The organism is Anabaena azotica SJ-1 (assembly GCF_047275885.1).
GTDB classification, from domain to species: domain Bacteria; phylum Cyanobacteriota; class Cyanobacteriia; order Cyanobacteriales; family Nostocaceae; genus Trichormus_B; species Trichormus_B azotica_A.
The window spans coordinates 3,002,848-3,024,926 of sequence record NZ_CP178454.1; the positions used below are offsets into that span (position 1 = coordinate 3,002,848).

General features: G+C 38.2%; 25 protein-coding genes and 1 CRISPR repeat array (1 of these 26 running past the window's edge). Of the genes, 20 read left to right on the top strand and 5 right to left on the bottom strand.

The features are described from left to right. Positions 1-20: 20 nt before the first annotated feature. Positions 21-1,322 carry a site-specific integrase gene (locus ACLLO5_RS13260; RefSeq protein ID WP_413175926.1) on the bottom strand — a complete coding sequence of 434 codons (1,302 nt, stop codon included), beginning with the start codon at positions 1,320-1,322 and terminating at the stop codon, positions 21-23. Between the two features lie 631 nt (positions 1,323-1,953). Between ACLLO5_RS13260 and nifK the strand changes: the two genes are divergently transcribed. From nifK to nifN, 4 genes are all read left to right on the top strand, one after another. Next, positions 1,954-3,489: a nitrogenase molybdenum-iron protein subunit beta gene (nifK, locus tag ACLLO5_RS13265; protein ID WP_413175927.1), complete on the top strand. Its 1,536-nt coding sequence runs from the start codon at positions 1,954-1,956 to the stop codon at positions 3,487-3,489. 139 nt (positions 3,490-3,628) lie between these two features. Beyond that, positions 3,629-3,955 (top strand): Mo-dependent nitrogenase C-terminal domain-containing protein, encoded by a 327-nt coding sequence (locus ACLLO5_RS13270; RefSeq protein ID WP_413175929.1) that lies wholly within the window; start codon positions 3,629-3,631, stop codon positions 3,953-3,955. A gap of 253 nt (positions 3,956-4,208) precedes the next feature. Then, positions 4,209-5,579, top strand: coding sequence for a nitrogenase iron-molybdenum cofactor biosynthesis protein NifE (nifE, locus tag ACLLO5_RS13275; protein ID WP_413175930.1), 1,371 nt, complete (start codon positions 4,209-4,211; stop codon positions 5,577-5,579). A 148-nt stretch (positions 5,580-5,727) separates the two neighbouring features. Continuing rightward, positions 5,728-7,059, top strand: a complete 1,332-nt coding sequence (gene nifN / locus ACLLO5_RS13280) for a nitrogenase iron-molybdenum cofactor biosynthesis protein NifN (RefSeq protein WP_413175931.1) — start codon at positions 5,728-5,730, stop codon at positions 7,057-7,059. Here the strand turns inward: nifN and ACLLO5_RS13285 are convergent. Next, a complete protein-coding gene (locus ACLLO5_RS13285; RefSeq protein WP_413175932.1) occupies positions 7,056-7,229 on the bottom strand; it encodes a hypothetical protein in 174 nt (57 codons plus the stop codon). The genes nifN and ACLLO5_RS13285 overlap by 4 nt on opposite strands. A gap of 58 nt (positions 7,230-7,287) precedes the next feature. Between ACLLO5_RS13285 and nifX the strand changes: the two genes are divergently transcribed. From nifX to ACLLO5_RS13330, 9 genes are all read left to right on the top strand, one after another. Then, on the top strand, positions 7,288-7,707 hold the full coding sequence (gene nifX / locus ACLLO5_RS13290; protein ID WP_413175933.1) for a nitrogen fixation protein NifX: 420 nt from the start codon (positions 7,288-7,290) through the stop codon (positions 7,705-7,707). Continuing rightward, complete coding sequence (locus ACLLO5_RS13295) at positions 7,704-8,180, top strand: NifX-associated nitrogen fixation protein (RefSeq protein ID WP_413175934.1); 477 nt, start codon at positions 7,704-7,706, stop codon at positions 8,178-8,180. Before nifX ends, ACLLO5_RS13295 begins: the two co-directional genes overlap by 4 nt. A 17-nt stretch (positions 8,181-8,197) precedes the next feature. After that, positions 8,198-8,488, top strand: a complete 291-nt coding sequence (locus tag ACLLO5_RS13300) for a hypothetical protein (protein ID WP_413175935.1) — start codon at positions 8,198-8,200, stop codon at positions 8,486-8,488. Continuing rightward, positions 8,478-8,678 (top strand): CCE_0567 family metalloprotein, encoded by a 201-nt coding sequence (locus tag ACLLO5_RS13305; RefSeq protein WP_413175936.1) that lies wholly within the window; start codon positions 8,478-8,480, stop codon positions 8,676-8,678. The genes ACLLO5_RS13300 and ACLLO5_RS13305 overlap by 11 nt, the downstream gene beginning before the upstream one ends. Next, positions 8,675-8,992 carry a nitrogenase-stabilizing/protective protein NifW gene (gene nifW / locus ACLLO5_RS13310; RefSeq protein WP_413175937.1) on the top strand — a complete coding sequence of 106 codons (318 nt, stop codon included), beginning with the start codon at positions 8,675-8,677 and terminating at the stop codon, positions 8,990-8,992. Before ACLLO5_RS13305 ends, nifW begins: the two co-directional genes overlap by 4 nt. Before the next feature lie 10 nt (positions 8,993-9,002). After that, positions 9,003-9,785, top strand: coding sequence for a HesA/MoeB/ThiF family protein (locus ACLLO5_RS13315; RefSeq protein WP_413175938.1), 783 nt, complete (start codon positions 9,003-9,005; stop codon positions 9,783-9,785). Between the two features lie 62 nt (positions 9,786-9,847). Continuing rightward, a complete protein-coding gene (locus ACLLO5_RS13320; protein ID WP_413175939.1) occupies positions 9,848-10,222 on the top strand; it encodes a HesB/IscA family protein in 375 nt (124 codons plus the stop codon). Between the two features lie 195 nt (positions 10,223-10,417). Beyond that, positions 10,418-10,717 (top strand): 2Fe-2S iron-sulfur cluster-binding protein, encoded by a 300-nt coding sequence (locus ACLLO5_RS13325; RefSeq protein ID WP_413175941.1) that lies wholly within the window; start codon positions 10,418-10,420, stop codon positions 10,715-10,717. Between the two features lie 112 nt (positions 10,718-10,829). Next, positions 10,830-11,081, top strand: coding sequence for a FeoA family protein (locus ACLLO5_RS13330; RefSeq protein ID WP_413175942.1), 252 nt, complete (start codon positions 10,830-10,832; stop codon positions 11,079-11,081). A gap of 239 nt (positions 11,082-11,320) precedes the next feature. On the opposite strand, the gene ACLLO5_RS13335 is transcribed toward ACLLO5_RS13330, so the two are convergent. Further along, a complete protein-coding gene (locus ACLLO5_RS13335) occupies positions 11,321-12,301 on the bottom strand; it encodes a hypothetical protein (protein ID WP_413175943.1) in 981 nt (326 codons plus the stop codon). Beyond that, positions 12,302-14,140 (bottom strand): DNA methyltransferase, encoded by a 1,839-nt coding sequence (locus tag ACLLO5_RS13340; RefSeq protein WP_413175944.1) that lies wholly within the window; start codon positions 14,138-14,140, stop codon positions 12,302-12,304. Between the two features lie 845 nt (positions 14,141-14,985). On the opposite strand from ACLLO5_RS13340, the gene ACLLO5_RS13345 reads away from it, so the two are divergent. The 4 genes from ACLLO5_RS13345 (at position 14,986) to ACLLO5_RS13360 (ending at position 18,092) form a co-directional block, all read left to right on the top strand. Continuing rightward, a complete protein-coding gene (locus ACLLO5_RS13345; RefSeq protein ID WP_413175945.1) occupies positions 14,986-15,582 on the top strand; it encodes a CBS domain-containing protein in 597 nt (198 codons plus the stop codon). Positions 15,583-15,960: 378 nt separating this feature from the next. Then, the gene (locus ACLLO5_RS13350) at positions 15,961-16,425 is read left to right on the top strand and encodes an ankyrin repeat domain-containing protein (protein ID WP_413175946.1); all 465 of its coding nucleotides are present in this window, start codon (positions 15,961-15,963) and stop codon (positions 16,423-16,425) included. After that, complete coding sequence (locus ACLLO5_RS13355; protein ID WP_413175947.1) at positions 16,412-17,698, top strand: SagB/ThcOx family dehydrogenase; 1,287 nt, start codon at positions 16,412-16,414, stop codon at positions 17,696-17,698. Before ACLLO5_RS13350 ends, ACLLO5_RS13355 begins: the two co-directional genes overlap by 14 nt. A gap of 19 nt (positions 17,699-17,717) precedes the next feature. Further along, positions 17,718-18,092: a hypothetical protein gene (locus tag ACLLO5_RS13360; RefSeq protein WP_413175948.1), complete on the top strand. Its 375-nt coding sequence runs from the start codon at positions 17,718-17,720 to the stop codon at positions 18,090-18,092. 40 nt (positions 18,093-18,132) lie between these two features. Here ACLLO5_RS13360 and ACLLO5_RS13365 read toward each other — a convergent pair whose 3' ends face one another. Continuing rightward, entirely contained in the window at positions 18,133-18,606 is a 474-nt protein-coding gene (locus ACLLO5_RS13365; protein ID WP_413175949.1) for a hydrogenase maturation protease, read from the bottom strand. Between the two features lie 197 nt (positions 18,607-18,803). Here ACLLO5_RS13365 and ACLLO5_RS13370 point away from each other — a divergent pair, with 197 nt between their 5' ends. From ACLLO5_RS13370 to ACLLO5_RS13380, 3 genes are all read left to right on the top strand, one after another. Continuing rightward, the gene (locus ACLLO5_RS13370; RefSeq protein ID WP_413175950.1) at positions 18,804-19,172 is read left to right on the top strand and encodes an SET domain-containing protein; all 369 of its coding nucleotides are present in this window, start codon (positions 18,804-18,806) and stop codon (positions 19,170-19,172) included. Positions 19,173-19,600: 428 nt separating this feature from the next. Next, positions 19,601-20,350, top strand: a complete 750-nt coding sequence (locus tag ACLLO5_RS13375) for an FkbM family methyltransferase (RefSeq protein ID WP_413175951.1) — start codon at positions 19,601-19,603, stop codon at positions 20,348-20,350. Positions 20,351-21,407: 1,057 nt separating this feature from the next. Beyond that, positions 21,408-21,776, top strand: coding sequence for a pentapeptide repeat-containing protein (locus ACLLO5_RS13380; protein WP_413176082.1), 369 nt, complete (start codon positions 21,408-21,410; stop codon positions 21,774-21,776). A 65-nt stretch (positions 21,777-21,841) separates the two neighbouring features. Then, positions 21,842-22,079: a CRISPR direct-repeat array (repeat unit 37 nt; unit sequence GTTTCAATCCCTAATAGGGATTAGGAGAAATTGCAAT) (it continues 1,337 nt past the right edge of the window).

The following is a 22,079-nucleotide window of genomic DNA, read 5'->3' on the forward strand; positions in this document are numbered from 1 at the left end:
ATTATTTATTGCTATTAAACTTAACTCCGTTTATAAACCATTTCCATCCTCAATTTTTCCACCTCAATTTTCAATCGTTCATTCTCCATTTTTAACCCTGTATTTTCATCCTTAATCAACTCTACCTCATTCCGCTTACTCAAAGCCTGATTTATCGCCAACTTCCGCATATCCAAAGAAAACCAACGTTGATATGTTTTCGTATGAATCTGCACACTATGACCCAAATTATCCGCCGCAGCTTTAATAGGAATCCCTAAAATATGCGCTCGAATTGCCCAACCATGACGTAAATCATAGGGTTTAAAATCTAAACCGATTTTTCTAAACCACCAACTCACCCTTTGAATTAAAGCCGTGATTTCTGCATGATTATTTTGGTTCTTTTTACTAATGGCTATAGCCAACATTTCTAAATACTTAGGATTCATTAAATCAAATTCATCAATCCATTCTTTATATAAAGGCAAAGCTTCTCTTTCACCCGTTTTACAATCTTTATCAACCTTCCATGTTAAATCTATATTTTCATCACTCAACCACCAATCAATATGAGGATTAACAAAAAGCTCCCTGGGACGTAAACCAAAAACAGCCAACATTCCATAAGTCCAACGCCATAATTGCCAACTATCTTTGACATCTTGATTAACTTGCTTACCTCGATTTTTTAGATATTCATCAAATTTATAAAATCCTGTAAATATTTCCTTATCTGTAGGAATATTCCGAGAATTACTTTCGGGGATTTTAGAATAATTAGTTAAATTAATCTCAATTTTGAAAAGCTGACAAAAAACAGAAATAGCTCTCACAGCATTATATTTAGCCCATTCCTTATCTATTTTCTCAATCGCATTAATCAAAACTTCCCCAATTGCCAAGTCATCAGTATTTGTATAACGCTTAATGCGGGAATAATAATAGAAAAAACTATGTTCACTTTTAGTAGTGCGTTTATGGGTTTTAAAATATTCTTCCTCAAAATTTTCTAATAGCTCACCAATAGTTGGTAAATCCTTTTTAATTGCCTCATTTCCCAAATACTTTTCATTCCAAACAAAACTTTTCCTAGCAATTAACTTACCTAACTCATAAGCCTCCTCCTCAGCCGTTTTTAAACCTGGTAAATTTGCCGGAATATTCAAACTGAGATTGTATTGTTTTTTCCCAGTTCCCCTGATATCCTCATCTCCCGGTTTAATGGGTAAAGTTGCCCGTAATTGCAGACATCCATTTGATTCTCGAATTGTTACTCTGGTTTTTGCAGACTTCAAACGCAGATTTATTTGTTCCAGTTCCCATAATAGCTGTTCTTTCATAATCCTTGGTGTGGCTAATTAAGAATATGAATTTTCTCGTTCCCAAACTCTGGCTGGGAATGCAGATAACGAAGTTCTACCTTGACCGTCATAAGCGGAGGCAGAGCCTTTAACTGAGGCATTCCCTGTCTGAGCCAGGGAATGAGAGGTTGGTATTAGACTATATTTAGACTGAAAATAAATGAGTTAACTGCAAACATAGTTTATCGCTGACATTGCTCACCGCAAACATAGCGGAACTAAAAGCTATTAAACCAGCAAAATAAATACTCCGGTCCTTATCACGGTTACGACGGATTCGCAATCTTTGCTCGTGACATGGATTTAGCTCTGAACAGCCCAACCTGGGGATTAATCGGCGCTCCCTGGAACAAAAAAGCTCAAGCTAAGGCTAAAGCTAAGGCTTCCGTTTAGAGAACAGAAATAGTAGGGGCAAACCCTGCCCGTACAGGGAAAGCCTGGGGTTTAGCCCCCAGGGGGGAGTTGGGAATTCAAAATTCAAAATTAAAAATTCTAAGTTTTGGATTTTGCATTCTGAATTTTGAGCCACATTCCCCACTCTCCACCAAAAACGGGCAGAGACACCCCACCGAACGCGAACACAACACACAGCAAGCTTGGAGAACTAGAAATGCCACAGAATCCAGAAAATATTAAGGATCACGTTGAGCTATTCCATCAGCCAGAATACCAACAACTGTTTGAAAATAAAAAACAGTTTGAAAATGCTCACGACCCCGCAGAAGTAAAACGGGTAGCAGAATGGACAAAAAGCTGGGAATATCGTGAAAAGAACTTCGCTCGTGAAGCTTTGACCGTTAACCCTGCTAAAGGTTGCCAACCTCTAGGCGCTATGTTTGCGGCTGTAGGTTTTGAAGGTACTCTTCCCTTCGTTCAAGGTTCTCAAGGTTGCGTGGCTTACTTCCGTACCCACTTAACCCGTCACTATAAAGAACCATTCTCCGGTGTTTCTTCTTCCATGACAGAAGACGCTGCTGTGTTCGGTGGTCTGCAAAACATGATCGATGGCTTGGCTAACTCCTACAAGCTTTATAAGCCAAAAATGATTGCTGTCTGCACCACCTGTATGGCAGAAGTTATCGGTGATGACTTACAGTCTTTCATCGGTAATGCGAAAGAAGCTGGTTCAGTTCCTCAAGATTTACCAGTACCTTTTGCTCACACACCTAGCTTCGTTGGTTCCCACATCACTGGTTACGACAACATGATGAAGGGAATTCTTTCTACCTTGACCGCAGGTAAGAAGAAAGCTAAGAGCAACGGTAAAATCAACTTCATTCCTGGTTTTGACACCTACGTAGAAAACAACCGCGAAATTAAGCGGATTGCTTCTTTGATGGGTATTGACTACACCCTGTTATCTGATAACAGCGATTATGTTGACTCACCTAACGATGGTGAATTCAATATGTACCCAGGTGGTACTAAGTTAGAAGATGCAGCAGATTCCATCAACGCTAAGGCTACTGTTGCTCTCCAAGCTTACTCCACCAGCAAGACCCGTGAATACATCGCTAAGGAATGGGGTCAAGACGTTTGTGTTGCTCGTCCTTGGGGTATCAAGGGAACTGATGAGTTCTTGATGAAACTCAGCGAATTGACTGGTAAGGCTATTCCTGAAGAGATAGAAATCGAACGTGGTCGTGCAGTTGACGCTATGACTGACTCCCATGCTTGGTTGCATGGTAAGCGTTTCGCTATCTATGGTGATCCTGACTTAGTTTACAGCGTAGTTGGTTTCATGCTGGAAATGGGTGCTGAACCTGTACACATCTTGGTTCACAACACCAACGAAGTATTTGAAAAAGAACTGCAAGCATTGTTAGATTCTAGCGTGTTCGGTAAGTCCGCTAAAATCTGGGGTGGTAAGGACTTATGGCACTTACGTTCCTTGTTGTTCACCGAACCCGTAGACCTGTTAATTGGTAACTCCTACGGTAAGTACCTGTGGCGTGATTGCGGTGTACCTTTGGTAAGAATTGGCTATCCTATCATGGATCGTCACCACTACCACCGTTACGCTACCGTTGGTTACAAAGGTGTAATCAACTTGTTGAACTGGATTGTTAACACAGTCTTTGAAGAAATCGATCGCACCACCAATGTTCCTGGTAAGACCGATATTTCTTACGACTTGGTTCGTTAAGAATGTCAGTGGTTAGTGGTCAGTCAGAAATAATCATCACTGACTACTAACAACCAAATAAACAATTAATGGGGATTGGGTGTTAATTCCCAATTCCCAAATTCTCACTTCTGATTTATAGTTATCTCCGGCATCTCTCATGGCATCTATTCCTCACTCTCATCCACACCCTAATCACCATCCACCTAATTATAAAGATTCTGGTTCTTTTGATCTTCTTAAGCCTTTACGGCGATGGATGGATGGCATTGAAGTTAAAAACGATCGCTTCGCTCATTTCCTTTGTCAGCTAATCCCTTGCTGTTGTCCTTTTGAGCGCGATATTAATTTATTTGGACGAACTTTCCATATTCCGGCACTATGCAAAATCAATCCTTTATATAACGAAGTGGTTGCTTTGCGATTTCGTGCTTTATCTTACCTGGCTGATGAATGTGGTGAAGACATCACCAAGTATATTTGCTAAAAGTTCGTTTCTAGTCATTACTCATTACTGTTTGCTTATTAGTCATTGGTAATTGGTCATTAATAATTAGTATTCAAGCAGTCAAAATGACAATTATCAAGGATTGATGTTATGAAAATTCAGTTACAGATAAATAGACATCTTTTCTAAATCTTTATCTGTGTGAATCTTGTGTAAAGAGGAGTTTTGCAGGAAGTCTATTTAGGTTTGCTCACATTTCAATTAACAACTTCCATTGAGCGCGAGAAGAGAGATGAAAATTACCCAAGGCAAAATTAACGAGTTACTTAGTGAATCAGGATGCGAACATAATCAACAAAAACAAGGAGAAAAGAAAAATAAATCTTGTACACAACAAGCTCAACCAGGTGCTGCTCAAGGAGGATGCGCTTTTGATGGTGCAATGATTGCATTAGTACCTATTACTGATGCTGCTCATTTGGTTCATGGACCTATTGCTTGTGCTGGTAACTCTTGGGGAAGTCGTGGAAGTCTTTCTTCTGGACCAATGCTCTATAAAACTGGTTTTACCACTGATGTTGGTGAAAATGATGTAATTTTCGGTGGTGAGAAAAAGCTTTATAAGGCAATTTTGGAAGTTAATGAACGCTACAAACCAGCCGCTGTTTTTGTTTATGCTACTTGCGTAACTGCTTTAATTGGTGATGATATTGATGCAGTTTGTAAAGTTGCGGCTGAGAAAATTGGTACTCCTGTAATTCCAGTAATTGCTCCGGGATTTATTGGTAGTAAAAATCTAGGTAATCGTTTTGGTGGTGAAGCTTTACTAGAATATGTAGTTGGTACTGCTGAACCTGAATATACTACACCTTATGATATTAATTTGATTGGTGAGTACAATATTGCTGGTGAAATGTGGGGCGTTTTACCTTTATTTGAAAAGTTAGGCATTCGCGTCTTATCAAAAATCACTGGTGATGCTCGCTATCAAGAAATTACTTATGCTCACCGCGCTAAGTTAAATGTGATGATTTGCTCACGGGCATTATTAAACATGGCGCGAAAAATGGAGGAACGTTACGGCATTCCTTACATTGAAGAGTCTTTTTATGGTATTGATGATATTAATCGTTGTCTGAGAACTGTTGCTGCTAAATTAGGTGATCCTGATTTACAAGCACGGACTGAAAAGTTAATTGCTGATGAAACAGCGGCTTTAGATATTGCTCTTGCTCCCTATCGAGAACGCCTAAAGGGTAAACGGGTGGTTCTGTATACTGGTGGTGTGAAAAGTTGGTCAATTATTTCCGCTGCTAAGGATTTAGGAATTGAAGTTGTTGCTACTAGTACACGCAAAAGTACAGAAGAAGATAAAGCCAAAATCAAGAAATTACTTGGCAATGATGGCATTATGTTGGAAAAAGGTAATGCCCAAGAATTGCTGAAATTGGTGAGAGAAACTAAAGCCGATATGTTAATAGCTGGTGGTCGAAATCAGTACACAGCTTTAAAGGCAAGAATTCCATTTTTAGATATTAACCAAGAGCGTCATCATCCCTATGCTGGTTATATGGGAATGGTAGAAATGGCCAGAGAATTGTATGAGGCTTTGTATAGTCCTATTTGGGAACAAATTCGTAAACCAGCACCTTGGGAAGTTTAGGTGACAGGTGACAGAGAAGAAAGCAGGGGAGCAGAGGAAAGGGGGAGATGGGGAGATGGGGATAATAATTGATTCCTCCTGAACTCCTGCCTTCTGCCTCCTGACTCCTGAATTATTACGTTTTATTTGAGATTATTGAGATTAATTTATGGCAATTGTTACTGTTCCCAATAAGTCTGTTACTGTTAATCCTCTCAAACAAAGTCAAGCTTTAGGTGCATCTTTGGCTTTTTTGGGTTTGAAGGGAACTATGCCTTTGTTTCATGGTTCTCAAGGTTGTACTGCTTTTGCTAAGGTGGTTTTGGTTCGACATTTTCGGGAAGCAATTCCTCTTGCTACTACAGCAATGACGGAAGTTACTACTATTTTGGGTGGTGAAGAAAATGTTGAACAAGCTATTCTCACTTTAGTAGAAAAAGCGAAACCAGAAATTATCGGTTTGTGTACGACTGGATTAACAGAAACTAGAGGAGATGATATTGAACGTTTTCTGAAAGATATTCGGGAACGTCATCCAGAACTTGATTATTTAGCAATTGTTTTTGCTCCGACTCCTGATTTTAAAGGTGCGTTGCAAGATGGTTTTGCGGTAGCTGTAGAAAGTATTGTGAAGGAAGTTCCTAAAGCTGGAGGAATTAAACCTGAACAAATTACGATTTTAGCAGGTTCGGCTTTTACTCCTGGGGATGTGCAGGAAGTTCGAGAGATGGTGACATCTTTTGGACTAGAACCGATTTTTGTCCCTGATTTGGGTGCTTCGTTGGATGGTCATTTGGAAGATGACTATAGCGCGGTGACGGTTAGCGGTACGACTCTTAAACAACTGCGTTCTTTGGGTAGTTCAGCTTTCACTTTAGCTTTGGGTGAAAGTATGCGGGGTGCAGCGAAGATTCTGCAAGAACGTTTTAATACAGATTACGAAGTTTTTCGGGATTTGACTGGTTTAGAACCTGTGGATGAGTTTTTACAGGCTTTATCGGTTTTGAGTGGTAATCCCGTACCGGAAAAATATTGTCGTCAACGTCGTCAGCTGCAAGATGCGATGTTGGATACTCATTTTTACTTCGGTGCTAAACGGGTATCTTTGGCTTTAGAGCCGGATTTGATGTGGAGTACGGTGCATTTTTTACAGTCAATGGGGGCTTCTATTCATGCTGCTGTGACAACGACGCGATCGCCTTTGTTAGAACATCTTCCTGTAAAAAATGTTACCATTGGTGATTTGGAAGATTTGGAAGATTTAGCAGTGGGTTCTGATTTATTGATTGGTAATTCTAATGTGAATACCATATCAAAACGCCTCAAAATTCCCCACTATCGTTTAGGAATTCCCATCTATGACCGCTTAGGAAATGGTCTATTTACTAAAGTAGGCTATCGCGGCACTATGGAACTTTTATTTGGTATGGGAAACCTATTTATAGAACATGAAGAGTCATTAATGATGAATCATTGGTCATCAGTAATTAATAGGGATTAGGTGACAGGGAACAGGTGACAGGTGACAGTCAAGAAGTAGATAAAAGTTGACTTTTGATTTTTGACTTCTTCCTTCGCTCTTCCCTTCTTTTCTCCTGTCATCTTCTTAACCCTTTCCTGTTCCCTGTCACCTGTCAATGTCTTAGCTCTTCCCTTCTTTTCTCCTGTCATCTTCTTAACCCTTCCCTGTCACCTGTCACCTGTTCCCTGTCACCTTATTTTAGGACTAATGAAAGTGAAAATTGCCTTTACCACCACAGACCGAATTCATGTTAATGCTCACTTTGGTTGGGCTAAAGAAATTGATGTCTATGAAATTTCTGATCATGGATATGAGTTTCTAGAAACTTTGAAATTTGAAGGCGACCTCAAAGAAGATGGTAATGAAGATAAAATTACCCCCAAACTTGATGCATTAAAAGATTGTACAATTGTTTATGTAGTCGCCATTGGTGGTAGTGCAGCGGCTCGATTAATTAAGCATGGTGTAACACCAGTCAAGGCGAAATCAGAAGAAGAAAAGATTGAAGAAATCTTGACTAAATTAGTCAAAACATTGAAAGGTAATCCTCCACCTTGGTTGCGTAAGGCTTTACAACCAAAAACATCAAATTTTGCAGACGAAGTTGAAAACGAAGCAACAGTATGAGTGAAAACAACAGCATCAACGGAACTACTACAAGTACACCCATAACTTCACCTTTTCTCAAGAGTTTAGTCCAACAAATCCGGGCGCAAGACAGCTATGGTTTTTACCGCAGTTGGTCTGATGAATTGATTCTCAAACCTTTTGTTGTAACTAAACAAAAAAAGCGGGAAATTTCTGTTGAAGGTGAAGTAGACCCAGCAACTATTTCTCGAATCAACGCTTTTTTCCGTGCTGTCGCAGCCAGCATTGAAAAAGAAACTGGACTAATATCTAATGTGGTAGTTGACTTAGGTCATGAAGGTTTTGGTTGGGCGTTAGTTTTTTCTGGTCGTTTATTGTTAGCTGTAAAAACTTTACGCGATGCTCACCGCTATGGTTTTGACTCCCTAGAAAAATTAAATGAAGAGGGAGAAAACTTTGTGCAGAAAGGCATTGATTTAGCCAAGCGTTTCCCAGAAGTAGGAAATATTTAATTGTTGAGGATTGGGAATTGGGAACTGGGGAAGATAGGGGAGATGAGGAGGATGGGGAAGATGAGGGAGATGGGGGAGATGGGGGAGATGAGGGAGATGAGGGAGATGGGGGAGATGAGGGAGATGGGGGAGATGGGGAAGTAATTTTTCTAATGACCAATCACCAATTACCAATCACCAATTACCAATTACCAATCACCAATCACCAATCACCAATTACCAATTACCAATCACCAATCACCAATCACCAATCACCACACCAATCATCAATCATCAATCATCAATTAACAATTACCAATGACGATTGAGGAACTCACAGCAAAGATTAGAAAGCTAAACAGTAAAGCAGGTCAAATGAAAATGGACTTGCATGATTTAGCTGAGGGATTACCAACAGATTACAAAACACTTATGGATGTTGCGGCTGAGACTTACGAAATCTACCGAGAGTTAGATGAACTCAAGCAACAGCTAAAAAAAATGGAGGATGCTCAATGAGTGGAACTATTGAAGAATTCAAGAAACTTGTAGATGCAGAAGAGTATTTTATCTTTTTTCAACTGCCTTATGACCAAAAATTTGTAAATGTCAATCGTCTTCATATATTGAAAAAGTTTTCTCAATACATGAATGAAATTGATGATAAATTTCCTGACTTGAGTGCAGAAGAAAAATTAGCTCAATATTGCTTGGCTTTGCAAAAAGCTTACCAAGTTTTTCAGGAATCAACACCCCATGAACAAAAGCTGTTTAAGGTGTTTAACGATAAGCCAAAGAATGTAGTCACGCTGACAGAAATAACTTCTGATTAGGAGGTATAAATTGATCAACCTAACGCCTACCGAATTAGAACGCTATAGTCGCCAAATGATGCTCCCGAATTTTGGCGAAGTGGCTCAAAAGCGCCTGAAGTCAGCGACGGTTCTGGTGACTGGTGTGGGAGGATTAGGCGGTACGGCGGCGCTTTACTTAGCAGTAGCAGGCGTTGGGCGGCTAATCCTAGTCCGGGGTGGTGATTTGCGTCAGGATGATATGAATCGTCAAGTTTTGATGACTGACGATTGGGTAGGAAAACCAAGAGTATTCAAAGCCAAAGAAACTCTGGAAGCGATTAATCCTGATGTGCAGATTGAAGCGATTCATGATTATATCACCCCGGAAAATGTAGATTCATTGGTGCAATCAGCGGATATGGCTCTGGACTGCGCCCACAATTTCACTGAACGCAATTTGTTAAATGAAGCTTGTGTGCGATCGCGTAAGCCAATGGTAGAGGCTGCTATGGACGGGATGGAGGCTTATCTAACCACGATTATTCCTGGTGTGACTCCTTGTTTGTCCTGTCTATTTCCAGAAAAGCCTGATTGGGATCGGCGTGGTTTTTCAGTTCTAGGGGCTGTTTCTGGGACTTTGGCTTGTTTGACAGCGTTGGAAGCAATCAAGCTGATTACCGGATTTAGTCAACCGCTATTGTCGGAACTGCTGACAATAGATTTTAACAGAATGGAGTTTGCTAAACGTCGTTCTCATCGCGATCGCAACTGTCCAGTCTGCGGTAACACAGCACCTTGGAGATACTCCCAATCCCAATCTGTAACGGTGTAAAGTACCAAATCTAAAAAATCCACATCTCAAATCAGAATAATCGCTACAGAACAGGAAACAAAATGACTGTTATTTTAACAGAAAAGGCAGAATTTCGTCTGCGAGCATTTTTAAGAGGTTCCGCAACTGAAGACACTAATAACGCTACAAAAGGTGTCCGCATCTCCGTTAAAGATGGTGGTTGCAATGGCTATGAGTATGGAATTGAAATTACCAGTAAGCCACAACCAGATGATGTTGTCAGCCAACAAGGAAATGTGTTGGTTTACGTGGATGCTAAAAGTGCGCCGTTATTAGAAGGTGTAGTAATTGATTTTGTTGAAGGAGTAATGGACAGCGGTTTCAAGTTCAGCAATCCCAATGCAACTGACACCTGTGGTTGTGGAAAGTCTTTTAAAGCAGGCGATTGTTCACCGAAAGGTGTACCTTGCAGCTAAAAAAAATTAGAACTTAGGAAAAAATATATATAGAAACTTTCCTAAGTTCTATTCTGCTAATTACAACTTTACAAGTTTCCCGTAGACATACTCCACATTTTTTGTGTACGGAAGGGAGCATTTCCCCGCCCTAAAAAGGGGAGACTTAACCAATTTACCAAAGTAATTCTATTCACGTTTGAGGAGAACCGGACAATGGCTGCCTATCAAGTAAGATTGATCAACAAAAAACAAGACCTCGACACCACAATTGAAATCGACGAAGAAACTACAATTCTCGATGGTGCAGAAGAAGCTGGTATTGAATTACCCTTCTCTTGTCACGCTGGTTCTTGCTCTAGCTGTGTAGGTAAAGTTGTAGAAGGTGAAGTCAACCAAGACGATCAAAACTTCTTGGATGATGAACAAATGGCTAAAGGTTTCGCTTTATTGTGCGTTACATACCCCCGTTCTAACTGCACAATCAAAACCCATCAAGAACCTTACCTTGCTTAATACAAACTTAGTAATGTTTTAGCATTACTCGAATTTATCATTTAACAATGATGAAGGATGTTTATCATCTTTCATCATTACAATTTTTACCTTTTATTATCTCTATTCTGCAATGTTTACTCCTTTTACTGTCATGGGTTGCTCTTTAGAACTGCTGAAACCTGGTGAGCAAGGTATTGTCACTGTTTGTAAAACTCAAGATGAAATCATTAGAAAGAAACTTATATCAATGGGTATAAAGACAGGAACTCAAGTTATTGTAGAACAGCAATTTCCCACTTTTGTGATTAAAGTTAGTAATCTGCCAATGACGATAAATAGGGAAACAGCGCGGGCTATTTATGTGCGTGTGGTTGTGGGGTAAATCTACGAATTTATTGTATTTTCATAAAAATATAATTTATCTATATATAAAATTCCTATTAGATTATTGATAGCTTGCGTGGCGTAGCCATACAAAACTCGGTACACCGAAATCCTATAAAATCCTTTTTCCTCTTGCCTGCCTACACAAATGATTTCAAGAGTCAAACCGGATTCCTAGAGCTAATACATAGAGATGGAATAAATGATACAATAATTCCTAAATTTTTTGTTCGCTGATCAGTCATTTTGATGTTGCAAATATTGCCCCAACAACCTAAAGCAGTGATCATCATTAACTCCCGGTAATTTTTCTTGTAATGCAGCATAAGCTTCTCTAGTTATTAGTAAAGAGTAACCAGTTTCAAAATTATCAAATTCAGCAGATGGTATTTCCGACAGTTCAGCAACTACATCCAAGATAGTTTCACTAACAGATGTCGTATCAAGTAAACCAATTAGTCTCTCTAATTCTCTCTTAGTTGCTTCTGTTAACCACACTTTAATCAAACCACTATCTACAACTTCTCCAATTACAGTGAATATATAAACATTGGGATCTGCTGGAGATGGAATATCAAAATATGGTTGAATTTTAGCGCCTGCTGAAGTTGTCACAGAATATCTCTTTTTACCTGTTTCTGTTTCATAAATCCACAAATTTTTGCTCTCTTTTCTTGAACCTCCACCAGATGGTTTCCATACAGCATAGTAATCATCTGGATTAGGAATGAGCATTTCCTCTTCAAAATATAAGAACTGTTGTAAACTTTCTTGCCAAAGTAACCATCCAACTCGCATATCAGGCTCTTCTATAGAATTTGCTTGTTGACGCACTCTCTCTTTTCGTCGGTTAATAAGTTTGGCATATTGTCCCAGAACATCACGCATTACTTCATTAGGGTCTGTATCATTGGCAGGTATGCGGATTGATCTTGTAGCTGCGGGATGCATTAATGTTGTACCACAAGCATCTCTTAAGTCGGGTTTTGAACGATAGCAAAGCATTTTATGTTCTACCCCTAACAAACCATACATGACATCAATATTTAAATTTGACCAACCAGCTTTGGGAATTCCCTTCGCTCGACAGTAAACATCAGACCAATCTCCTTCTTCAAATTTGCGACCCATCATGTAAGCTACTTTAATGGCTAGAAATTTATGTGCTTGCTCATATTCTTCTGTAGTAAAAGCTGGCATTGTTAAAGGTCGGCGCATCTATTTTTTCTCCTCTTGTAGTTGATCAACTATTTCTTTAAAAGTTTCAAAATCTAGAGAAACTAAACTTTCTTTTACAGTTTTAGCCAGCCAAGCAGAATATAAGCGCCGGTAATCAAATTCAGACTTACGTGCAACGTGCAGAAAGTCTTTCATCAACATATTCCCGTTAGCTAAATATTCCTTTATAAACTCCCTCGCCTGATGCCGCACTTCTACTAGAGGTTGAAAAATAACTTTTAATCGCTGCGATTTTTGGCAATGAATAATTAAATCATAGCCAACAGCATTTCCAGAAACAAACATCTTAAGAGTACCATGTCTCTTGTCAAAAATTTGAGTTCCTTTAATTTGCAAACCAGCATCCGCTAAAGCTTCCTGAATAACAATCCACGCTTTTTCAGAAGAATTATGAAAAGCAACTGTTAACCAACTACCATCTTTCAAGACTCGCTTAATTTCAGAAAATGCTTTAAAAAGTAAATTCTTGTATTCTTGATAACCTTTGCCTTGAATGGAATTTATTATTGCTTCTTCTGTATTATCAGTCCATTGCTGAAGCCAACTTTCCCACAGCAAATTCATTTCCGAGTAATTGATATTAGCTCCAAAAGGCGGATCAGTGAAAACATAATCAACTGATTTATCTGGTATTTGCTTTAAATTGCACGCAGATTGTGTACTGACTTGAACAGTATGAGGAATATGAGCAGACTCACGAAAGTACCAACTAATTGTTTGAGCTTTTCTTTTAAATACTTGAAACACATTTTGCTCATTCATTATAGTTGGTACATGAAAATTAGCCGTATTACCACTGCCACCCCAAAAACGAAATTCACTAAATACTGTTATCCTTTGGTATAGCGAGGTAAGTGTGAACAACAGTTTATCTCTGACTTCTATATCAGGCCATTTGGATGCTTCTTGCCATAGAAATGACATTGCATATAAAGCGCGATGAGTATAACATTGGTCAACAGTTTTAATTCCCGCCAGAATTGGTTGCCGTGTATTTACTCCTTCAGGAATTTTATTTTGTGGATACCATAAATTTTTAGGTATTGGCGATTTTTCTATTGAGTTGATTAATTCCACATCAAAATTATTTAAAGGTACACAACTTTCTTTTAGTCTGCTACCACAACATTTATAACCGACCGCTACAGGATAACGTTGAGTGCGTTTGAGGTTACGTTTCTTTAACAAGAAGTTACAGTGAGGACAGTTCACTTCTTTTTTTATTTTGCTTTCTTTTACTGATGCTTTTTCATCACGTCCAACATCCCAATATATAAACTCTTGCTGACAATTTTGACATATTAAGCCGTAGCTCCAAACAGTATATAAAACTTTGGCTGGTGAACCACAATCTCGACAGTGGGTTGTATAAAGTTTTTTATCGAGAGAAGCTGCTCGATCTAAAATTTCATTAATTGCATTAAGATATAAACCAGCATCTATCGGTGTGTTTAAGTTATAAGCTATAAATGCTGCTGCGGGAGACAAATCCGATAGTAGAGCTTTACGTCCTAGCTCTGTTGCTGCTACTCCTGTCATCCCTGACCCGCAAAATGGATCTAAAACAACATCACCAGGATTTGTATAATACTCAATTAGTGGTTTAATTCCTTGTGGTGGAACTTTGGTATGGTATGTATGAGCATCATAAACATAAGTATTTTTGCCAGCACTAATATCCTTTGCAAACGGTGATTTTACCTGTTTAGAAGATAAATTACTATTAATAATATCTCCAAAACGAGGGTTCAAGTCAAAGCTAAAACAGGCATCATGATTAGATTTAGTAAGCTCTAGCTTTATCTGATAGCTATCCATATATATATTCTCAATATCAGAGTTATCGAAAATTTATTGTATAGTGTATTTGTACCAACTAGCAAGGATTTTAGTATTATTTCTATCATGGAAAACCGTTATAATCTAAAACCAGATATAAAAAACTGATAGGATATAGCGGAAATTTATCTCTAGGAAATTGAGAGCAATATCTGGATCAGACAAAGTGATCGCATAGCTTATGATATATATCGCTGACTGCATTTCTAGCTTCTTCAAGAAGTCAGAGATATTATTTTCGTCAACTAAATTTCATCTTTATTTAATGGGAATTCCCTAATTGTATCGCTATTAACTGAAATCATAAATCGTAATATTCAATATCTAAAACATGAAATATAATTTTCTGCTTCTGTAGTCCAATTAACAATTTCTTAATCAGATTTATGGTCAAAAATGGGTCGATCTTTATAAATCATTCATAATTCAAAGTTATCAGAGTGATAATATATAAGTAAGCTAAATTGTTGGTAGTGAACCTAAACCTCAACAAAAAGCGATTACAGAGTTAGCACAAACTTTCTTGCTTGATTCCTGGTTAACTTAAAACAAAAGGAACATCAAGAAAGTGAGATAAAAATATAGAGAAACTGCGTAAATCTTATTTTCCTAAACACCGAAATCATTAAAATCGCTAAGATGTTTAATCCTTCGGATAGGAAATATTACATAGAAGTAATTGCTTTCTAGCCAGTCAAAATACCACCTCGAATTCAATATTTTATTGATTAAGGTGCAGGCTACAGGAATAAAATTGAGGCAAAACCACAGCAGTTTAGAAGTAATTCACTGATTCACTCAACCGAATTTAAGGAGCAGGAATTATGAGAGCCAAACAAATTATGACTCAAGATGTTGCTACTATTCGCGGTTCAGCAACCGTAGCAGAAGCAGTCAAACTAATGAGGCTCAAAGAACTGCGGGCGTTAGTTGTTGAACCCCGTCATAGTGGCGATGCTTACGGTATGGTGACAGAAATGGATATTGTAGGCAAAGTTGCTGCTTTTGGCAGAGATCCTGAACGGGTTCATGTTTACGAGGTAATGACTAAACCCTGCGTTGTTGTCAATCCTGATTTAGATGTTGAATATGTGGCGCGGTTATTTGCTAATACTGGTGTGTGGCGTGCGCCTGTTATCCAAGGTGAATTATTAGGCATTATTTCTGTCACTGATATTCTTACCAAAGGTAACTTTGTCGATAAACCAAAATTAAAATTCTTACGCAAAGAGATACAAAAAGCTATCTCTGAAGCTCGCTCAATTGCGGCTAACTATGGTACAGATTCTAAACGCGCAATTGAAGCTTGGGATATAGTAGATGAACTTGAAGCAGAAGCTACTTTTTATGGTGTACCAAAACCAGGTAAATCTGCTAGAAAGATGTTTTCTGAAAATCCACAACCAGTAGCTGTTGGATAACAGTCTTCGTAGGTGACAGGTGACAGGTGACAGGTGACAGAGTGGAAGGTCTGTTTGTATCTTAGTTTTGTCAATGGCTTACGCCACGCTGTGCTATCAGTTGATATCCTAACCACCTTGGCGCTTGCTATACTTTTTCTCTTCCAGGGTGATAGATAAAATTTCTCTTAGCCCCCCTTTTTAAGGGGGGTTGGGGGGATCTAATTTGTGGCTACACTATAGAGAATTGGTAGGACAATTGTTCATGAGCTACTACTGATTTTTCAGAATTCAAATAGTATTTTGCAATATGGTGGGCTTTGCTCACCATTATGTTTTTAGTTGTTAAGGATTCAGAATCTAGAATTCTTACTTTAGTTGTTTTCCCCAGCAATAATTATGAGTCACGCAAACAAGGTAAATTTGAGTGCAGCAACCAGCCAATGGCTAATGGTAAATGGTTACAGCGATGAAGATTTAAATCAGCGCGGTGGAAATGGCGATACAGCTTTAATGAAAGCCAGCAGAGAGGGCATTTTGGCAGTAGTCAAAGAACTTATAGATGCGGGTGTGGATATCAACGCCACCAACAATGATCACAATAATGCTTTGTGGTTTGCTTGTTTTGGCAATCACTACGATTTAATCAATTTATTGCTAGATGCCAAGATTGATATTAACAACCAAAATGATAATGGCGCAACTGTCCTGATGTATGGTGCATCGGCTGGAAAGACAGAAGTAGTGAGATTGCTATTACAACATCATCCTAACATGAATATACAAAATTTGGACGATTATAAAGCAATTGACTTCGCCAGCAATATAGAAGTTTTAAGGTTGCTTAAAAATGCCACAAAGTAAGCTTTCTGGGCAAGCCTATCATCAGGCTACCAAGCATTCTTACCTATCGGTACAGATGAATCCAAATTATGTGGATGGGTCAACTCAACCCCGTGCCTTTAAAGTTTATCCAAAATTTTATCGGCGTGTGAAATTAAATTGCAATAATCCCACTCATGCTTTTATCAGGTTAACAAGCGCCATCACTTTTGAGAAATTTTACAAAGGTGAAACCTATCAATTACGGGTAAATCCATCCGCCGGGGCGTTATATCCAACGGAAGTTTATGTTCAGATTCGTGGTGTGGAAGGATTTCTAGATGGCATCTACCATTTAGAAGTTGAGAATGATTGTCTGACATTGATCTATGAATTAATTGATGATGGATTGGAAAATTATGTTATACCCAATAAACGTATCAACGGCTTCATTTTTTTAGTTAGTTGTGTTTATTATAGGTCTAGCTGGAAATATCAAGACAGGAGCATTAGATATTGCTTATTGGATAGCGGACACCATTTAGGCGCTATTGCAGCTTCAGCATATCTTCATGAAAAAAACATCCAATTAATCTTTGACTTTGATAAACTCTCTCTCAATGCTGATTTAGGATTTGAGAATAAGGAGTTTATTAGTAGTTGTATGATATCGGGAGAGGCGCAAGAAAAGCCAGTCAGACGCTTAAGATTACCAATTCCTTTCGTCTGTGGTACTGACTATTTTCAAGCTAATCAATTCCTAGAAGATGCCTATCAAGCAACATCCCTGCAACCCAGTCACCAGCAACAGCTAGAACATCCTCAATTTAATTTTGACCGAGAACGGTTTTCTGAGAACGTTTGGAATAGGCGTTCTATTCGACGTTTCCTAAAAAAGTCTATTTCCCAGGAAATCTATTGGCAAATTTTGCAGGATGTTCAGCAACCTATCCCAACTAAAAATATTGAGGAAATAGAAATTTATTCGGTGGTGCATCGTGTCGAAGGAATGTTACCCGGTTTATATAACGGTAGAAAACTCATTAAGGCGGGTGACTTTACAGAAAAATCAGGCTATTTGTGTATTAATCAGGCGCTGGCTAGAGATGGCGCTGTAACTTTGTTTTTTGTGTCCGATTATTTGAGTTATCAAACTGCTATGCAAATAGCTGGTTTGATCGGGCAGAGAGTGTATCTATTTAGCCATTATTGGGGAATAGATTGTAGCGGCATTGGTGCTTTTTATGATGATGAAGCCCAAGAGTTTCTAGGAACCAATAAGGATGTGCTTTATGTAATGACAATTGGTAAGTAAAATAGGAAAATCAAGAGAAATGGTCAGAAGAGAATCAGAGTTCAATGCTGATGATAAGCACCCTATGCAAGCAACATCGGCAGATATTATCTTGCGACAACAACTAGAGTATTCTATTAGTCGATACTTTTATGAAGGATGCGATCGCACAATTCAAAATCTATTGTCTCATTGTCGTTGGTATGTGACAACCCATGCTAGTGCTATGACATTGGTAATCGAATGTCCAGACCAAGTGACAAACTGGCGAATTTTGCAAAAAATTACGCCCATGGCCAGTTTACTCTACAGCATTGTCAGCAGTGCCAAAATCCGTGTTTGTCCCCCAGAAGCTAATGCTGTACCATTTGAAATGAGGGTAGATGAACTCTCAGTTTACCGCGACTGGGCATAGTTGGATTTTGGATTTTGGATTTTGGATTTTGGATTATGAATTAAGCCATAACATTCTGGCTAATAAGTGTGATTAGTTCTGCAAAAACTAAATCAGCCGAATGTTGGACAACAAGACTTAAATCTAGTCCAAAGCCAAGATTTCCAGCCTCAATTAAATAAACTGTCACATCTTGAGGAAAATCATCTTTAAAGATTTTTCTCCCCGCAGCTAAAGCATGATCCCAACGAAAATCATGCAGGTTATAACTAGGTTCTGGTAGTGCTTCTAATTCTTTACCTGGGACTTTAAATATAGCACCTGGTTCAGAATCTGTGCAACTGGCATCAAGAATAATTAATCTTTTACTTCCTCTCGCTTGAAACATCACTTCCATACCCGCCGTACCACAATCAAAAACGCGGACATTGGGATGTTGATTTTCGGCGAGATATTGCTGTAAACGTTGGGCAATGATTACGCCTACAGCATCGTCATTACGATTGAGATTTCCACAACCAATGATAGTTAGCATGGGATATTTATAATAACATAAAACTTCCTCTTGGATCCCCGATTTTTTAGAGATGACTAAAATTTCTTACAGGAATAATTGAGGATTGCTATACTAAATATAGTAGTCATAAATCATGCACGAAAATCTTTATTCTCTCTGCGTTTGGCGTGATTAGTTCAAGAACAGATATTTCACCCATCAGACAGAATTGCATTATGTTAGTATTGCGTGATACGGAAATTAAAGGTAGAGGTATATTTGCTCATCAAGATTTTGCTAAAGGCGAGTTAATTGAAACAGCCCCTGTAATTGTCATCCCTAAACAACAAGTTAAATTAATTGTCAAAACAGTTTTATTAAATTATTATTTTGGTTGGCATGGAGAAAGTGGGGCAATAGCTTTAGGCTTTGCTTCTCTTTTCAATCATTCTTATCATCCCAATGCCCTTTATATTAAGAATTTTGCTAAAAGTGTAATTGAAATTATTGCTCATCAAGATATTAGGAAAGGTCAGGAAATTACTATTAACTATAACGGGCAGGTTGATGATCAATCCCCTGTATGGTTTGATGTGGAGGAGTAAGTCTCATGCTAAATAAAAAAACGCTTTTATTAGTGAATATATGCAATTAAGTCTTTAGCTTTATTTTAATAATCTTCTAAAAAACTAAGAATTAAGTTGAACGGAAACATATATGCGGTTACGTGGCAGTGTGTAGCACTTAACGACTTCTCGAAGAATAGGAGCAAAGGTACAAAGGAAGAAGACGTAGATTTTGTGGGTGTTCAAGATATTGATTACATCTTTCAAATTAAGGTAAGTAAGTCGGCACGATAAAACCAATGTATATTGAGTTTTGTAAAAACCGTGAAATGACCTATTGATAAGGTATTGATTGAATTTACATTTTGTTACAGGGTTGTAAATTTTCCCCCCGACTTACTTACTCATACTGATCAGATGGAGTAAAATATCTAGATATAAACGTGATTAAGGAAACTTAAATCTCTATGAATATAATAAAAAAAATAGTAAAAAAACAAATAGACCGAATTCTGAAGTTAACCCCCTATGAATTGAGTAGAAGACCACTAGAGATACCCCCACCCACATTCGAGACTGTCTCTCTAGCACTCGCATACTACATACAAATAAAACCAAACGGAACATTTGTACAAGTGGGTGCTTGTGATGGTATTACTGGTGATCCTGTTCACCATCTCATTAAGCAAAGTCAGATCAAATCTGTCTTAATTGAACCTATGGAGCAATCATTTCTCAAGCTTCAGCAAGCATACGCAAATATTCCTAATGTGATTACTTATCAAGCTGCTGTGGCTCAACAAGATGGAAATGCAACTATTTTTACAGTCAAAGATTGTGACAGGTGGAGAGATTTTAAATGGGCAACTCAGTGGTCATCATTCAATAAAAGCCATCTCATCAAACATAAAGTGAGAGAAGAAGAAATTGAGGAAATTACTGTTCCCACTGTGACATTATCAACTTTGATTTCGCATTTTAATCTTGGCAACATTGATTTTTTAATGATAGACACAGAAGGTTTTGACGCAGAAATTGTGAAAATGTCATTACTGCTTCCTACTGTCCCCGAATGTATTTATTTTGAACACGCTCATTTAGATCCTCAAACACGTATTGATCTGCAACAAGAATTGAAAAATCATAACTATGTTTGGGTTTATGATAAGTTGAACACTCTTGCTATTCACTCAAAATTAAAAAAACGATGGACTTAATCATGACAATTCCATCCTTTTTTTAGGATAGTAAAGCGGGTTAGGTTGAACAAAGTGAAACCCAATATCTACCCTGCTTGCGTTGGGTTGCGCTCCACTTAACCCCATGGCTATTTCATTCTAGATTTAAGCAACGAATTTAGGTATTTCCAGCCATCATAAAAATGGAAATCAAGAGATTTTAGGTAGTACGGCCACTATCGAGATGGAAACTAGAGATATTTTTGTGATTGAAACTCCTGGCGGTGGTGAATTTGGTTGATTGACGCTAAAAACCAGGTTGTAGCTTTTTTTTAGTTGTAGTTTGTAGCCAGAATCACTTTAACTGCATTTCCAGATTTAGCAAACAGATACAACCACCCCAACACAAAAATCCTCCGGGTTCATTGTGACAAAAGATGTACTTTACTGATGTAGAGATCATAATTTGTAGTTTTCATACCTATTCCCCTGATACTATACACAGGGTTATCTGCTGTTTTTTTAGAGATGATTGACCAGAAAAAGTATGTAGCCCAGACTACAATTGACATTTCATGACTTCATGTTGTGTTTGGCAAGTTTTAACTGATTTATGAATTATCTTAAATATTTTATACTAGAGCAAAAAAATATTTACTGTTTAGTTTTGTCTTCTTAGTTACTCATGCCCTTGACTCAATTTTAACTCGTGTCAGTTAATAAAGTGTCACTCTCCACACTAGCTATTTAGTGTTAAAAGAGATATCCTTATCTAATGCAAGGAGTGATACCACTTCACCTAATGTTTGTTACAAGTTATCCTAGCAGTGCTTCCCCTAATAGCAGTGCAGAGGATTCCAAATGTTGCATTACACAGTGGGTTGGTATAGAGTTATACGGGGAGGCGCTTGAGTAAGAAAAAGGACTCAGGCGCTTTTTCGTGTATAAATAAGAAAAGGCTTTTTTATTGTTATAAATTTTTGAGTTTTTAATAGCACTCCTAATCTTAGGAAAATACGGTATAGATAGCGGATTGGCTGTTTTTGTGGTTAAATAATAAATAGAAATCACTGTTTTTTTGGCAAAGCCAGTGAAAATAGATGCTGAAGAGATTAAACGGCGCTATGCCGCAGGTGAGAGGTATTTTCCATCTGCTCAATTAAGTGGAGTTAAGTTGATTGAAGCCTATTTACCAGGAATCAATCTTTGGGGAGCAGATTTAGCTGAAGCTAATCTTGCTAAGTCTAAACTCTGGGGAGCAGATTTGAGTAAGGCTAATTTGGCTAAGGCTAATTTGACAAGGGCTAATTTGTGTGGTGTTAATCTGTGTGAGGCTAATCTCCGGGGCGCTCGGCTGCATTACACTAAGTTGTATGGCGCGAATTTAACTGGCGCTTTTTATGATGACAGCACACGCTTTTCTAGAGGTTTTGACCCTGTTAGTCATAATATGCGGAAGTTTTAACAAGAAAGAATTCAGGAGTCAGGAGTCAGAATTGAATTCTGTGCTACTGGCGAATGAATAAATGGGTTTCAATCCCTAATAGGGATTAGTTGAAATTGCAATGGTTGTTTTAGATTCTGAAATATCCCAAACTGGTTTCAATCCCTAATAGGGATTAGTTGAAATTGCAATTTTGCGCGGCTTGGATTCGCCCAAGGAATTAGCAAGTTTCAATCCCTAATAGGGATTAGGAGAAATTGCAATATCACCTTAGTCATCAAATCGAAAACACACTAAATGTTTCAATCCCTAATAGGGATTAGG